Raw genomic sequence first — 15,154 nt, forward strand, 5'->3', positions numbered from 1 at the left:
GCCGTCGTCGGCCAGCAGCGCCTCGTCGAGCGGGCCCCCGGCCTGCAGGCGCTCGGCCAGCTGTCGCGGGCGGCCGGCGCGCATGCCGGCCAGCGCGGTGCGGCCGGCTTCGGTCAGCTGCCAGCCGTGGCGGGCGGTGTCGGGCAGCGACTCGCCGTGGCGCAGCGGCCCGGGCAGGGCAGTCGCCAGCACCTCGCCGAGCGGCGCGTGGGTGTAGCGCGCCAGCCAGCGCAGCGAGGCCAGCAGTTCGCCGGCGAACAGCGGCTCGGTGTCGAGGACCGCCAGCGCCGGTTTCAGGCCGTCCGCCGCGGCCGCATCGCCCCTGGCGATGTCAGCGACCACCCCGACCAGTTCGCGCGGCCCGAACGGCACCCGCAGCCGCGCACCGACCTCCGCCGCCGGGCCCTCCGCCGGCGCGAGATAGCTGAACAGGCGCGGCAGCGGCACCGGCAACGCGATGTGCAGGACCGGCGGAGGGGACGGATCGGGCGGCATCGCGCCAGTCTAGCGATCTGCCCCACGGCGGCGGTCCGGCGCAAGGGGGAGCTTGCGCCGCATTACTGACGGTCACATGACGAAGTGTGCGCAAGTGCCGGTTTTGAAAGGGAAAGCCCCCTTATCCACATCCGGTGTGGATAAGTCTGTGCATGGACTCGGGCCGTCGGCGCGAAAGGCCGGTGGCATGGACCCTCTGCACAGGTTGGTGAAAAAAGTGCCAAGCCCCCCAAATGCAGGTAAATCAATCGCTTGGCCGTGAAACATTGCTGCAATGCAGTGCCCGGCAAACCTGAACAGGCCGTTCAGAACCGTCTCCGGCGTCTGTGCACAACCGATTTTCGCTGTAACCCTCGTCACGCTTCGTTCGCGAAGGTTTGCCCGTATTGTCAAGCGCCCGGGGTGGCCGGTCCGGTCGCTATGATCCGTGCATGGTGACGCTGTCCGATGAGTAGCCCCGAACCGTCCACTCCGATGCGCGAGGGCCGGCCGCCGCCGGCGCTGGCGGCCTTCCTGCGCGGGGTCGAGCGGCGCGGCGCGGTCCTGGCTGAACTGCAGTGCGGCGACGCCCACGCCGGCGACGCCGCGCTCGCACGGGCGATGCGCGGGTTCCGGGCCGAGGCCGGCGCCGAGGCGATGAGCGGCTGGCCGCGGCGGTTCTGGACCCTGCTGCTGTCGCAGCCCGGTTTGCGACGGCACCACGGGGTCGCGGTCGAGCTGGAGGCCGGCGACGGCCTGGCGCGGCTGGGCAGCGGCCCGCGCGCGGCCCTGCTGCTGCGGCTCGCCGCCGGTCTGGACGAGGCCGAGGCCGCCGCGGTGCTCGACGTCGCCCCGGCCACCTACCGCCTCGCCCTGCAACGCGCGCTGCCGCGGCAGGCGGATGGCCGCGCCGACCCGGACGCATGGCAGCGCCTGCGCGGCGACGTGCATCGACGGATCAAGACCCTGCCGCCGGACCGCCTGGCGCGGCTCGGCCACGCGCGCGAGACCGCGTTGGCCGACATCGCCCCACCGCCGCCGGAGGCCCGGCTCGCCGCCGTCGCCGCCGATCCCAAGCCGCACCGCCATGTGCTGATGGTGCTGTGGGGGCTGCTGGCGCTGGCGGCGGCGCTGTTCGCCGCGACCTTCCTGTGGCCGCAGCGGTTCTCCGGCGAAGCGCCGGGCACCTCGCGGCAGCTCCCCGAGCAGGCGCCGGCCTCCCGCTACGGCGCGGACGCGGCGTTCGTCTCGCACCGCGACTTCGAGCTGCTGTCCGACCCCGACGGCCTGCAGGTCGCGCGCGAGCTGGGCTTCCACAGCTGGCTCGCCGCGCAGGGCGCCAACACCCGGCAGCCCGGCGCCGAACCCGGCCCGGCCCGCAACGACGCCGGCACCACGGCGCCCCCCGCCACCACCGGCCCGCAGGGCGGCAACGCGCTGCCGGCGGCCGAGACGATCAGCGAGACCGCCGATGAGCCGCACTGAGCCGTCGTCGCGCATTCCACGGCTGGCCGTGCTCGCGCTGCTGGCCGCGCTGGCCGCGCTCGCACACGCCGCGCCGCCGTCGCTCGACGCGCTCGACGCGTTCGAAGCGGTCCTGCCGCGGCTGCAGCCGCAGCGCCGCGCCGAACTGCAGGAGCAGGCCGCGTTGTGGTCGCGCTGGAGCGAATCCGAGCGCGAGGACTTCCGCCGCCGCGCGGTCGAGTGGGACGCGCTGCCGTCGGCCGAGCGTGGCGCCCTGCGCGAGCGTTACCGCGCCGCCCGCTCGCTGCCGGCGCGCGAGCGCAGCCGCGTCGACGCCGCCGCGCGCTGGTTCGACACCCTGCCGCCGGAGCGCCAGCAGGCCCTGCGCGACGAGTTCCAGGCGCTCGACCGCAGCGCCCGCCGCGGCTGGCTGCTCGGCCCGGACCTCGGCGCCGACTACACCGCGCTGCAGCCGCTGCTGGCGCAGGTGCCGGCGGCCGAACACGCCGACCTGCTGCGGGTGCTGCGCGGCATGACCGCGCGCCAGCGGCAGGACCTCGCCGTGCTGGTCCAGCGCACGCCCCCGCAGGAGCGCGCCACGCTGCGCCGCGAGCTGGTCTCCACCGCCGCCGCCAACCGCGACGACTGGCTGTGGGACCGGCTGCACCGCTGAGCGTCAGCCCTGCGCCAGCCGCGCCAGGAACATCAGCGCGGCGGCGATCGCCAGCAGGTAGACGTAGACGATGCCGATCACCACGTACTTGAGGGTGGTCAGCGCCCAGCCCTGCGCGTACACACGCTTCTGCATCCGCCACAGGTAGACCGGCATCCACAGGCCCACCGCCCACACCGCGAGGTGGGCGCCCGCGGCCAGCCATGCCACCCGCGCCTCCAGCCAGCCGCCAAGCGCCGCCAGCAGGAACATCGCCGCCAGCGCGATCAGCAGGAACGCATGGCTGTACAGCGCCACCACCAGGTGCTCCAGGTACAGCCGGCGGGTGAACAGGTAGGCCACCTTCAACAGCAGCGCGAACACCGGCACCAGCACGAACAGCGCCGACGGCACCGACGCCATGAACGCCTTGAACCACAGGTCCGGCCGGCCTTCCATGCGCTGGATGTTGCTGTTGGCGTCGCCGACCCTGGCGGTGAGCCAGTCGTTGGCGAAGCCCGGCAGCCAGGAAATCTCGACCTTGTTGCGCTCGGGGTCGAAGGTCTCCAGCGAGAACAGTTCGCCCTTGCCGGGGATGGGCGCCGGGGCTGCCGCGGGGGGCGTATCGGCGGCGGCGGGGTCTCCGCTGGCCTGGCGCAACTCGGCGATCCGGTTGGCGGCCTCGCCGCGGATCTTGACCTCGGCCGCGATCAGCGCCGGACTCACGCCGGGGATGTTGGCGGCCCCGGCGTGCGCGGCCGCGACCTCGGCGAGCAGGCGGTCGCGCTCGCGCTCGACCGCCTCGACCGTCTGCGCCTCGGTGATGGCCGCGGTCTCGACGCCGGTGTCGATCGTCGTCGTCGAATCGAAATGAATGGTCAGCGCGCCGAGGAAGAACGTCAGCACGCTGAGCACGACGAACAGCCGCAGCGGCGCGATGTAGCGCTGGCGGTGGCCGGCGAGGTAGTTGGTGGCGACCCGGCCGGGCACCATCAGGTCGCGCAGGGTGCGCCAGAGGCGGCCGTCGAGGTGCCAGAACGCCTCGAAGAATTCCTCGATCGCGTGGCCGGCGTGGCGGATCGGGTTGTGCACCGACTGCCCGCACTGGTGGCAGAACTCGCCCTGCAGCGTGGCGTGGCAGTTCTCGCAAAGGGTCGGCGGCGCGTGCGACGCGCTGCCGGTCGGGTGGTCGGTCATGCGCGTGTCCCGGGCCCATGGATGGCGGGCGTTAAGATAGCGGCCCGCCGCGACCCGGCGCCAGCGCCCGACAGCGGTTCGGCGGCGCGGCCGCAGTCGCGCGACCGGTCGTCCCGATGTCCTCCCACGCTTCCCTGCCGTCGCACGGCCCGCGCCTGTCGACCGAAGTCGGCCGCAGCGCCGTGCTCGCCGCGCCGCTGGTGCTCGGCCACCTGTCGACCGGCCTGATTGGCTTTGTCGACAGCGTCATCGCCGGCCACCACGGCACCCAGACGCTGGCCGCGGTGTCGGTCGGCACCGCGCTGTTCTGGCTGCCGATGATGGTGCCGATGGGCACGCTGATGTCGCTGCCGCCGGCGGTGTCGCAGCTCGACGGTGCCGGCCGGCGCGCGGAGGTCGGCGCGCTGTTCCGCCAGGCGCTGTGGCTGGCGGTGGTGCTCGGGGTGCTGCTGTTCGGCTTCATGACCGCCGCCGCGCACGCGCTCGGGCCGATGGGCATCGCACCGGCGATCGTCCCGGGCGCGACCGACTTCATCCACGGCATCCGCTGGGGCGTGCCGGCGCTGACGCTGTACCTGTGCATGCGCTACCTCACCGACGGCCTGCACTTCACCCTGCCGACGATGGTGCTGGGCTTCGGCGGCCTGCTGGTGCTGCTGCCGATCGGCTACGTGCTGACCTACGGTGCGCTCGGCTTCCCCGAGATGGGCGCCGGCGGCCCCGGCGTGGCCTCGGCGGTGATGATGTGGGCGCAGGCGGCCGCGTTCGCGCTGTACCTGCGGCGTTCGCGGCGCTTCGCCGGGCTGCGGCTGTTCGCCCGTTTCGACCTGCCGCACTGGCCGACCATCCGCGGCCTGCTCGCGACCGGGCTGCCGATCGGGGTGACGGTGGCGATGGAGGGCGGGCTGTTCATCACCACCGCGCTGCTGATCGGGCGGCTCGGCGAGGTGCCGGCGGCGGCGCACCAGATCGCGATCAACGTCGCCAGCCTATGCTTCATGATCCCGATGGGGCTGGCCGAGGCGACCACGGTGCGGGTCGGCCACGCGCTGGGCCGCGGCGATGTCGACGGCGTGCGTCGCGCCGCCCGCGCCGGCTACGTCATCGTGCTGGCGACGCAGACCGTGTCGGCGCTGGCGCTGCTGCTGGGCAACGACTGGATCGTCGGCTTCTACACCGACGACGCCGTGGTCGCCGCGCTGGCCGCCAGCCTGCTGCTGTATGCCGCCGCGTTCCAGTTCCCCGACGGCGTGCAGGTGCTGTCGGCGGGCGCCCTGCGCGGCCTCGGCGACACCCGCGTGCCGATGCTGCTGGCCGGGCTGGCCTACTGGGGCGTCGGCATGCCGCTGGGCGCGGTGCTCGGGCTCGGCGTCGGCGGATTCACCACCGGCTGGGGGCCGCGCGGGATGTGGCTGGGGCTGATCGCCGGGCTGCTGGTCGCAGCGGTGCTGCTGGGCCTGCGCCTGCGACGCAGCAGCGCGACCCCGCGGCTGCGCCGGATACTGAACGAGACAGGCACCGACCCCGCCCCCGATGCCGCCCGGGTGACCTCCGACCGATGAAGCACCGCCGCCCAGCAGGTACGCTGGCGCATCGACTGACGTTCCAACCCCACTGCCCGTCCGGGCAGCGCCACACGAGACATCCGACGCAATGAACCAGACTCCGCAGCGCGGTCCCATCGCCCGCTTCTTCATCGGCCTGTGGGATGCGATGAACTTCACCCGCCGGTTGATCTTCAACCTGCTGTTCTTCGTGCTGCTGTTCTTCGTGCTGGCACTGATGAGCGCGGGCGACCGGACCGCGCCGCTGCTGGAGCGCACCACCCTGGTGATCGCGCCGGAGGGCGCGCTGGTCGAGCAGTACAGCGTCGACCCGGCGACCCGCGCGCTGGCCAGGGCGCTGGGCGAGAAGGCCGGCGAGGTGCAATTGCGCGACCTGCTGCGCGCGCTCGACAAGGCCGGCGAGGACAAGTGGATCGAACGCGTGCTGCTCGACCTCGACGGGCTGGTCGGCGGCGGCATGGCCAGCCGTGGCGAGGTCGCCGCGGCGGTGGCGCGGCTGCGCGAGAGCGGCAAGCAGGTGGTGGCGTTCTCCGAGGCGATGTCGCAGGAGCAGTACCTGATCGCCGCGCAGGCCGACGAGGTATACCTCGACCCGATGGGCGGCATGCTGCTGGAAGGCCTCGGCCGCTACCGCCAGTACTACCGCGAGGGCCTGCAGGACAAGCTCGGCGTCGACATCCACCTGTTCAAGGTCGGCGAGTACAAGTCGGCGGCCGAACCGTTCGTGCTCGACCAGGCCTCGCCGGAGTCGAAGGAAGCCGACCTGTACTGGATGAACGACCTGTGGAACCGCTACCTCGCCCGCATCGGCGAGGCGCGCGGGATCGAGCCTGCGATCATCGCCGCCGGCATCGCCCGGCTGCCGGAGGGCATCGCGGCGGTCGGCGGCGACCTCGCCCGCTACGCGCTGGAGCACCGTTTCGTCGACGGCCTGAAGACCCGCGAGGAGGTCGCCGACCTGCTGATCGAGCGCGGCGTCGCCGATGCCGACGCCGACGGTGGCTTCCGCCAGATCTCGCTGGAGGGCTACCTCGCGCACCTGGACACCGCGCTGGGCCAGGTCGCCGACGTGCGGCCGCAGGTCGCGGTGGTGGTCGCGGCCGGCTCGATCACCGGTGGCGAGCAGCCGCCGGGCACGATCGGTGGCGAGTCGACCTCGGCATTGCTGCGCCAGGCGCGCGACGACGAGAGCGTCAAGTCGGTGGTGCTGCGGGTGGACTCGCCCGGCGGCGAGGTCTTCGCTTCCGAGCAGATCCGCCGCGAAGTGGTCGCGTTGCAGGAGGCCGGCAAGCCGGTGGTGGTGTCGATGGGCGACCTGGCCGCGTCCGGCGGCTACTGGATCAGCATGGACGCCAACACCATCTACGCCGATCCGTCGACGATCACCGGCTCGATCGGCATCTTCGGCATGATCCCGACCATCCCGCGCGCGCTCGACAAGATCGGCGTCAACACCGACGGCGTCGGCACCACGCCGTTCGCCGGCGCGTTCAACATCACCCGCGAGCTCGACCCGCAGGTCGGCCAGGTGATCCAGTCGGTGATCGAGAAGGGCTACCGCGACTTCATCGGCAAGGTCGCGCACGCGCGCGGCAAGCCGGTCGCGCAGATCGACGAGGTCGCCCGCGGCCGCGTCTGGAGCGGCGCGCAGGCGAAGGAGCGCGGGCTGGTCGACGAGCTCGGCGGCTTGCAGGTGGCGATCGAGGCCGCCGCGCGCCTGGCCGAGCTGGGCGACAACTACGCGGTGCACTACGTCGAGAAGGCCGCGACCCCGTTCGAACAGTGGTTCACCGGCTTTGCCGGCAGCCGCCTCGGCGCGCTCGCGCTGGCCGACTCCGACATCGCCCGCGGCGTACTGGCGAAGGCGCTGCCGCAGGTCGACGCCGACCTGAAGCTGCTGGAAGGCGCGACCCGTCCGGTCGCCGGCGTGCCGGTGAAGACGCTGGCGTACTGCTTCTGCGGCGAATAGGGGCTGGCGGCGGATGCGCGGTTGCCCAGGCTAGGGGTTCCGGCGCCGGGTGTTCGGGGGTTTCCCCGTAGGAGCGACGCAAGTCGCGACCGGTACATCGTTCCGGGCGTTCGGCGGGTCGCGACTCACGTCGCTCCTACAGCGGCATGGGCCACCGCGACTGCATCCACCGCAATGTGCGGCCCACCGGCCTCAGCCGCCGGCCGCCTCGATCGCCGCGCGCTGGGCGTCGGCGGCCTTGCGCAACTCCTCCTCGACCGCGCGGGTCTTCTCGACCGGCGCCTGCATCGCATCGCGCAGTTCGGCATTGGCGGCCTGCGGTTCCGGCGGCCGTTCGGGGTCCGGCGGCGTCGGCTTGCACGCCACCAGCGCGGCCGCCGCAACGAGGGCGAGGCCCGCCATCGCCAGCAGGCGGAACGGTGGTGCATTCGAACGCACGGCACGGGCACCGCCCACGCATCGCGGCGTGGCGCCGGACAGGTCGGTGCGGGGCAGGACGGCACGGAACGAAGCGGCGCAAGGCTGACGGGGCATCGCGGCATCCTCGGAGGGCTCGCGGCTATCCTACGCCGGTCGCGCCAGCGCGCCGTCCCGGCGTGGCGCACCGACAGGAGCAGGCATGGATCCGAAACGCTGGCGGCTCGACGGCCAACTCGCCCTCGTCACCGGCGGCAGCGCCGGCATCGGCCGCGCGATCGCGCGCGAGCTGCTCGGCTTCGGCGCCGACGTGCTGCTGGCCGCGCGCGAACCGGCCGGCCTCGACGCCGCCCGCGCCGAGCTGCTGGAGGACTTCCCCGAGCGCGAGGTGCAGTGCTTCGCCTGCGATGTCGGCGACGCGGAGCAGCGCGGCGAATTGCTCGACTGGGTGGAGGGCTTCGGCGAGGGCCTGCACATCCTCGTCAACAACGCCGGCATGAACGCCGGCAAGCCGAGCACCGACTACGCCGACGCCGAGTGGCGGCAGATCTTCGAGGTCAACCTGTTCTCGGCGTTCGAGCTGTCGCGCTACCTCTACCCGCTGCTGACCCGCCACGCCGCGTCGAGTATCGTCAACGTCGGCAGCGTGTCCGGCCTGACCCACGTGCGCACCGGCGCGCCGTACGGCATGAGCAAGGCGGCGTTGCACCAGATGACGAAGAATCTCGCCGTCGAATGGGCCGAGGACGGCATCCGGGTCAACGCGGTGGCACCGTGGTACATCCGCACCCGCCGCACCTCCGGCAAGCTGGCCGACCCCGACTACCTCGACGAGGTGCTGCTGCGCACGCCGATGGGGCGCGTCGGCGAGCCGGAGGAGGTCGCCGCGGCGGTGGCGTTCCTGTGCCTGCCGGCGGCGGGCTACGTGACCGGCGAGTGCATCGCGGTCGACGGCGGGTTCCTGCGCTACGGGTTCTGAGCCGGCGGCTCAGCCGTCGCAGCGGTTGCGCTCGACGATCGCGCGGACGCGCTCGAGTTCGGCGCGGGCGGCGGCCGGGTCGTCGCCGCGGCCGAACTGCACGGTCGCCTCGCTGGCCTGCAGCAGCTGCTGCCAGCGCGTGCACAGCTCGGCCTCGGGCACCGGCTGGCAGGCATCGACCACCACCATGCAGGCGGCCCCGGCGCCGCCGGACGCGCTGCCGTCCAGCCCGGTTGTGCGCATCGCCGCGCAGCGCTCGGCCGGCACCTCGCTGTCGGTCAGGTAGTCCTCGCGCTGCCAGGTGGTGCAGGCGAACAGCGGCGGCGGCGGGCGGAGCTCGGGTTCGATGTCGGTCGCGACCGGCTCCAGCGGCGTGTCCGAGTCGGCGGGCGCGGGTTCGGCCGGCATCGGCATCAGCGCGGGCGTCGCGGCGGGCGGTTCCGGTGCCGGGCGCGGCGGCGGGACGTAGGGCTGCGACGGTGGCGGTGCGGTTTCGAGCACGCGCCGCTGCTCGCGGCTGCCGCGCGGGCAGGGCTCGTCGTTCTGCACGGTCACCGCGCCGTCGGCGGCGGTGCAGCGGTAGATCACGACGGCCTCCTGCGTGGCGGCCGGGGCGGCCGTCACGACGGCGGCGAGGACGAGCGACGCCGGCAGCCACGCCAGCCGCATGGGGCGGCTCAGGCGGCGCATTCGGCCGCCAGCCGCGCGTTGATCCCGCGCTGTTCGTCGTCGATGGCGTGGCGCTCGCTCTGCAGCGCGCTGTTGTAGCGACGGCCAAGCTCCCAGTGGCGGTCGCGCAGGCGTTCGCACACCACGGCCTGCGGCAGCGGCTGGCAGCTGTCGCGGATCCACGCGCCGGGCGTGAGCGCGAGGCCAACCGCCGGCGGCAGCGCCGGGCGCCGGGTGGGGTCGGCCGGTGCGCGCGGAGTGGGCCGGCCGATGCCGTCGAGCACCAGGCCGTTGCCGATCGAGGCGCTGCTGGCGGCCGGGCGCACCGGCGGCAGGGTCGGCACCGGGGCCGGCGGTTGCGGGCGATACGGCGGCCACGCCGGGTAGCCGAGGGTCCACGCCGGCACCCAGCGCGGGTTCCCGGCCGGGTCGTGGCTGACGTAGGTGTCGCCGTCGGGGGTGGTGCATTCGTAGCTGGGCGGCGGTGCATGGACCACCGTGATCCGCGGCGTGGCGGGGGTGGCGGCCGGTGGCGGGGACGCCGGGGATGCGGCGACCTTCGGCTGCGGTGGCGGGTCCTGCGGGCGCAGCATCTCGCGGGCCTGCTGGCGCTCGCCGTCCGCGCACGGAGTGTCGCGCAGGGTCAGCCGGCCGTCGGCGGCGACGCAGCGGTAGATCGTGACCTCGTCGGCCGGCGCGGGCGTCGCACCGGCGGCGGAGGCGGCGGCCAGCAGCGCGAGCATCGGCATCGCGAGGCCCGCCAGCCGGATCGGCGCGTTCGATCGTGATGGAGCAGGGCTGCGCATGCGGCCGATGATGCCCCGGCGCGCGTGAATGCGCGCGTACGGCTCAGCCGCGCAGCACCGCGCCGCTGCGTGCGTCGCGGATGGTGGTGGGTGCCGCCAGGTCGCCGGTCTCGCCGTCGACCACCGCGTCGAGCAGGACACACAGCGCCGGGTCGAGTTCCTCGCGCCGCCGCGCCGGCGGCTGGCCGGCGAGGTTGGCGCTGGTCGACACCAGCGGCCCGCCGAAGGCTTCGCACAGCCGGGCCACGCCCGGGTGCGCGCTGACCCGCACCGCGACGCCGTCATGCGCGCCGGTGATCCAGCGCGGCACGCGCGCGGTGGCGGGGACGATCCAGGTGTTCGGCCCGGGCCAGCTGGCGAGCACGGCGTCGCGGCGGTCGGCGGGCAGCGCGTCCCAGTCGAGCAGGCCGTCGAACTGCCCGCGCGCGGCCGCGATCAGGATCAGGCCCTTGTCGACCGGGCGCTGCTTGAGCTGCAGCAGGCGGGTGACGGCGGACTCGTCGAACGGGTCGCAGCCCAGCCCCCAGACGGCCTCGGTCGGGTAGGAGACGACGCCGCCGTTGCGCAGGGCGGCGAGGGCGGGGGCGAGGTCGGTGGACATGGCTGAAGCCGCTCCTGCAAGAGCCCGTCAGGCGGAGGCCTTCTTGACGGCCTTCTTCGCGGTCTTCTTGGCAGCGGTCTTCTTCGTGGCCTTCTTGGCGGCCTTCTTCGCCGGCGCCTTCCTGGTCGCGGCCTTCTTCACGGCAGCCTTTTTCGCTGGCGCCTTCTTCGCCGCGGCCTTCTTGCCGAAGCGGCCGCGCGCGGGCTTGCCGGTTTCCTCCAGCAGCTTCGTCACCTCCTCCAGCGTCAGCGACGCCGGCTCGCGGTCCTTCGGGATCTTGCCGTTGAGCTGGCCGTTGCTGATGTACGGGCCGAAGCGGCCGTTGAGCACCTGGATGTCGCTGCCGTCCCACTGCTTGATGATCCGGTTGCGCGCGATCTCCTCCTTCTCCTCGATCAGGAACACCGCGCGCTCGAGGTCGATCTTGTACGGGTCGTCCTCCTTCTTCAGCGAGGCGTAGGTGCTGCCGCGCTTGGCGAACGGTCCGAACCGGCCGATGCCGACGCTGACCTCCTCGCCGTTGTGCTCGCCCAGCAGGCGCGGCATCTTGAACAGCTCCAGCGCCTGCTCCAGCGTGATCGAGTAGATGCTCTGGCCCGGTTGCAGCGAGGCGAACTTCGGCTTCTCCTCGTCCTCGACCGTGCCCATCTGCACCAGCGGGCCGTACTTGCCGATGCGCGCGCTGACCTCGCGGCCGCTGGCCGGGTCGGCGCCGAGCACGCGGATGCTGCCGGCGTCGACCTTGTCGAGCGACTCCTTCTTGTCCTCGACCAGTTCGTGGAACGGCTGCCAGAACCGCTCCATCAGCGGCACCCAGGCCTCCTCGCCGCGGCTGACCGCGTCGAGCTCGTCCTCCAGCCGCGCGGTGAAGTCGTAATCCACGTACTGGGTGAAGTGGCTCGACAGGAACTTGCTGACCGCGCGGCCGACATCGGTCGGGTGGAAGCGGCGGCTCTCCAGCTCGACGTACTTGCGGAACAGCAACGTCGCGATGATCGAGGCGTAGGTCGACGGCCGGCCGATGCCGTACTCCTCCAGCGCCTTGACCAGGCTGGCTTCGGAGTAGCGCGGCGGCGGCTCGGTGAAGTGCTGGTCGGCGTGGATGCGGTCGAGCGGGATGCGGTCGCCGGGCTTCATCGGCGGCAGCTTGCGGCCCTCGTCCTCGTCCTCCTTCGCCCTGGCGTCCTTGCCCTCCTCGTAGACGGCGAGGAAGCCCGGGTCGATCACGGTGGTGCCGGAAACGCGGAAGGCGTGCTCGCTGCCGGCGGCCAGCTCGACCGACACGGTGTTGAGCGTGGCCGGCACCATCTGGCTGGCGACCGCGCGCTTCCAGATCAGCTCGTACAGGCGGCGGGCGTCGTCCTCGAGGAAGCGCGAGACCTGCGCCGGCGTGCGCAGCGCCGAGGTCGGGCGCACCGCCTCGTGGGCCTCCTGTGCGTTCTTCGACTTCGACTTGTAGACGTTGGGCTGGTCCGGCACCGCGCCGGTGCCGTAGTCGCGCGCGATCACGTCGCGCATCTCGGCCACCGCGTCCTGCGACAGCGCGACCGAGTCGGTACGCATGTAGCTGATCAGGCCGACCGTGCCCTCGTCGCCGAGCGCCACGCCTTCGTACAGCTTCTGCGCGACCTGCATGGTGCGCTTGGTGGTGAAGCCGAGCTTGCGCGCGGCTTCCTGCTGCAGCGTCGAGGTGGTGAACGGCGGCGCCGGGCGGCGCTTGCGCTGCTTGCTGGTGACGTCGGTGACCTGCAGCGCACCGCCGGCGGCCGACACCAGCCGCTGGCGCGCGGCCTCGGCGGTCTCGCCGTCGGTGATGGTGAACTGCTCGAACTTCGCCCCGTCGAGCTTGACCAGCCGCGCGCTGAAGGCCTGCGACGGGTGCTGGCACTCGGCCTCGATCGACCAGTACTCGCGCGCCCTGAACGCCTCGATCTCCTCCTCGCGCTCGACGATCATGCGCAGCGCCGGGCTCTGCACGCGGCCGGCCGACAACCCGCGCTGGACCTTGCGCCACAGCACCGGCGACAGGTTGAAGCCGACCAGGTAGTCCAGCGCGCGGCGCGCCTGCTGGGCGTCGACCAGCGGCGCGGCGATGTCGCGCGGCGCGGCGATCGCCTCCTTGATCGCGCGCGGGGTGATCTCGGTGAACACCACCCGCTGCAGCGGCTTGCCGTCGAGCAGGCCGCGCTCGCGCAGGATCTCGGCGACGTGCCAGCTGATCGCCTCGCCCTCGCGGTCCGGGTCGGTCGCGAGGAAGATGGCGTCGGCGGCCTTGGCGGCCTTGGCGATCGCCTCGACGTGCTTCTCGTTCTTCTCGATCAGGTCGTAGCGCATCGCGAAGTCGCGCTCCGGATCGACCGCGCCCTCCTTCGGCACCAGGTCGCGCACGTGGCCATACGAGGCGAGGACGATGAAGTCCTTGCCGAGGTACTTGTTGATCGTCTTGGCCTTGGCGGGCGACTCGACGATGAGGAGGTTCTTGGCCATGCGGGGCAGGTTCCGGGCGGGCCGTGAAGGCCACGCGAGAGGGCGCGAGAGAAGACGACGCCCGCGGCGGCGGCCACGGGCGCTGAAGCATTCATTTATTAGTGGAATCACGCGGCGGGCGCCGCTGTCAAGCCGATCCACCGCCACGAAGGCTCCGCGGCGCGCGGGCATTATGGCCCGCCGCGGCGGGCGTGCACGGAATCAGTGCACGGGTTCGGGCTCGTCCTCGAACATCTGGGTTTCCATCCAGGCGTACGCCGCCTCGCTGCCGGGCTGGTTGAACAGCACCATCAGCACGACCCACTTGAGGTCGTCGAGGTCGATGCCGTCCTGGTCCAGCGCCATCGCGCGGTCCAGCACCAGCTCGCGCTGGCCGGCGTCGAGCACGCCGTGCTGCTCCAGGAACAGCAGGAAGCCGCGGCAGTCGGTGTCGAGGCGGTCGAGTTCGGGGCCGGCGTAGACCCGGACCGGGCCGTTGGCGCGCGCCGGCGAGGCCGACGGCCGCTGGCGGGCCAGCGCGTCCAGCCATTCGAAGGCCTTGTTGATCTCGGCGGGGCTGAAACCGGCCTGCCCGAGCTCCTCGAACAGCGGGCCGCTTTGCAGGTTGTCGCGGTCGCGGACGAGGTCCGCGTCGTCGGTGAGGTAGTGCTCGAACAGGTACAGCAGGACGTCCAGGATGCTTTCTTTCATTTCCCCTCGGCCTGCGCCGCAGGCGGCGCGGTGGGTCAGGAGTGGTGGCCGCCACGCCCGCCCGGGGACGGGTTCAGCGGCTGCGATGGTACCGGCCGTGCTGCGCCTCCACGCGACCCTCGAGCTCCATGAGCAGGAGGATGGAGGACAGCCGGGCAGGCGTCAATCCGGTGCGGGCGACCAGCTGGTCCATATCCGTTGGGTCGCTGCCAAGGGCCTGCCACAAGGTATTGTGGTCGGGGTCGGTGTGCGCGGGCGGCCCGCCGGTGGCTGGCGGGAGTGGGGTTGGGGGGCGGGGGGCGGATTCGTGCGTGTCCGGCCGGCGGGGCGGTCGCGGGCGACGCGTCCTGCCGGGCGGCGCGACTTCCGAAGTGGGGGCCGCGAGCCGTGCGCGCAAGTCCCCGGCGAGCGGACCGGCCAGTGGTGCCAGCAGGGCGACGACCTCGTCGGGGTGCTCGACCAGCGCCGCGCCGTCGCGGATCAGCCGGTGGCAGCCGCGCGCCAGCGGGTTGTCGATCGAGCCGGGCAGGGCCATCACCTCGCGCCCGCATTCGGCCGCCAGCCGCGCCGTGATCAGCGCGCCGGAGCGGTGCGCGGCCTCGACCACCAGGGTCCCGAGGCTGAGCCCGGCGAGGATCCGGTTGCGGCTCGGGAAGTGTTCGCGACGCGGGCCGGTTCCCGGTAGATGCTCGCTGATGATCGCGCCTTGGGCGACGATCGATGCATGCAGCGCGGTGTTGCTGCGCGGGTACGGCACGTCGGGACCGGTCCCGAGTACCGCCAGGGTGCGTCCGCCGGCGGCCAGGGTGGCGTGGTGGGCGGCGGTGTCGACCCCGGCCGCGAGTCCGCTCGCGATCGCCAGCCCGGTGGCCGACAGCGCCCGCGCGAACGCCGCGGCGTGCTCGCGGCCGGCCGGGGTCGGCGAGCGGCTGCCGACGATCGCGACCGCGGGGTGCCACGCCAGTGACGGATCGCCGGCGATGAACAGCGCCAGCGGCGGGTGCGGGCTGCGGCGCAGCAGCGGCGGGTAGTCGGGGTGGTGCCAGCCGAGCAGGTGGTGGTCGGGATGGTCGAGCCAGGCGCGGGAAGCGTCGAGGCTGCGCGGCTGCGGCTGTCGCAGCGCGGCCTGCTGGGCCGGCGTCAGGCCGCAGGCGCGCCACAGCGTCGCGCCGGCGGCGAGCGCC

Annotated in this window: 14 protein-coding genes; 5 read left to right on the forward strand and 9 right to left on the reverse strand. The window is 73.1% G+C overall.

Annotated features, from left to right (window positions below):
- Positions 1–495 (reverse strand): primosomal protein N' family DNA-binding protein (locus N799_RS13145; protein ID WP_036213472.1); only part of this gene is annotated, 495 nt, incomplete at its 3' end.
- A gap of 447 nt (positions 496–942) precedes the next feature.
- On the opposite strand from N799_RS13145, the gene N799_RS13150 reads away from it, so the two are divergent.
- Both N799_RS13150 and N799_RS13155 read left to right on the forward strand, forming a co-directional pair.
- Positions 943–1,959: a hypothetical protein gene (locus tag N799_RS13150; protein WP_152597967.1), complete on the forward strand. Its 1,017-nt coding sequence runs from the start codon at positions 943–945 to the stop codon at positions 1,957–1,959.
- Positions 1,946–2,611 carry a DUF3106 domain-containing protein gene (locus tag N799_RS13155; protein ID WP_052101557.1) on the forward strand — a complete coding sequence of 222 codons (666 nt, stop codon included), beginning with the start codon at positions 1,946–1,948 and terminating at the stop codon, positions 2,609–2,611. Before N799_RS13150 ends, N799_RS13155 begins: the two co-directional genes overlap by 14 nt.
- A gap of 3 nt (positions 2,612–2,614) precedes the next feature.
- Here N799_RS13155 and N799_RS13160 read toward each other — a convergent pair whose 3' ends face one another.
- Positions 2,615–3,787, reverse strand: coding sequence for a DUF3667 domain-containing protein (locus N799_RS13160; protein WP_036213474.1), 1,173 nt, complete (start codon positions 3,785–3,787; stop codon positions 2,615–2,617).
- Positions 3,788–3,903: 116 nt separating this feature from the next.
- Here N799_RS13160 and N799_RS13165 point away from each other — a divergent pair, with 116 nt between their 5' ends.
- Together N799_RS13165 and sppA are read left to right on the forward strand one after the other, a co-directional pair.
- On the forward strand, positions 3,904–5,349 hold the full coding sequence (locus N799_RS13165) for an MATE family efflux transporter (protein ID WP_052101558.1): 1,446 nt from the start codon (positions 3,904–3,906) through the stop codon (positions 5,347–5,349).
- A gap of 91 nt (positions 5,350–5,440) precedes the next feature.
- A complete protein-coding gene (sppA, locus tag N799_RS13170) occupies positions 5,441–7,321 on the forward strand; it encodes a signal peptide peptidase SppA (RefSeq protein ID WP_036213478.1) in 1,881 nt (626 codons plus the stop codon).
- A 192-nt stretch (positions 7,322–7,513) separates the two neighbouring features.
- Here the strand turns inward: sppA and N799_RS13175 are convergent, their stop codons facing one another.
- The gene (locus tag N799_RS13175) at positions 7,514–7,759 is read right to left on the reverse strand and encodes a hypothetical protein (protein WP_238978978.1); all 246 of its coding nucleotides are present in this window, start codon (positions 7,757–7,759) and stop codon (positions 7,514–7,516) included.
- Positions 7,760–7,940: 181 nt separating this feature from the next.
- Between N799_RS13175 and N799_RS13180 the strand changes: the two genes are divergently transcribed.
- Complete coding sequence (locus N799_RS13180; RefSeq protein ID WP_036213481.1) at positions 7,941–8,717, forward strand: SDR family oxidoreductase; 777 nt, start codon at positions 7,941–7,943, stop codon at positions 8,715–8,717.
- Positions 8,718–8,726: 9 nt separating this feature from the next.
- Here N799_RS13180 and N799_RS13185 read toward each other — a convergent pair whose 3' ends face one another.
- From N799_RS13185 to dprA, 6 genes are all read right to left on the reverse strand, one after another.
- On the reverse strand, positions 8,727–9,407 hold the full coding sequence (locus tag N799_RS13185; protein ID WP_036213484.1) for a hypothetical protein: 681 nt from the start codon (positions 9,405–9,407) through the stop codon (positions 8,727–8,729).
- Positions 9,395–10,192: a hypothetical protein gene (locus tag N799_RS13190; protein WP_238978980.1), complete on the reverse strand. Its 798-nt coding sequence runs from the start codon at positions 10,190–10,192 to the stop codon at positions 9,395–9,397. Before N799_RS13190 ends, N799_RS13185 begins: the two co-directional genes overlap by 13 nt.
- 43 nt (positions 10,193–10,235) lie before the next feature.
- Positions 10,236–10,793: an L-threonylcarbamoyladenylate synthase type 1 TsaC gene (tsaC, locus tag N799_RS13195; protein WP_036213488.1), complete on the reverse strand. Its 558-nt coding sequence runs from the start codon at positions 10,791–10,793 to the stop codon at positions 10,236–10,238.
- A gap of 27 nt (positions 10,794–10,820) precedes the next feature.
- Complete coding sequence (locus N799_RS13200) at positions 10,821–13,280, reverse strand: DNA topoisomerase I (protein WP_036213490.1); 2,460 nt, start codon at positions 13,278–13,280, stop codon at positions 10,821–10,823.
- A 201-nt stretch (positions 13,281–13,481) separates the two neighbouring features.
- Entirely contained in the window at positions 13,482–13,970 is a 489-nt protein-coding gene (locus N799_RS13205; RefSeq protein WP_036213493.1) for a DUF494 family protein, read from the reverse strand.
- Between the two features lie 73 nt (positions 13,971–14,043).
- A partial coding sequence (gene dprA / locus N799_RS13210; protein WP_036213495.1) for a DNA-processing protein DprA occupies positions 14,044–15,154 on the reverse strand: 1,111 nt, incomplete at its 5' end.

Origin of the sequence: Lysobacter arseniciresistens ZS79, from assembly GCF_000768335.1 — a bacterium.
GTDB lineage: Bacteria > Pseudomonadota > Gammaproteobacteria > Xanthomonadales > Xanthomonadaceae > Novilysobacter > Novilysobacter arseniciresistens.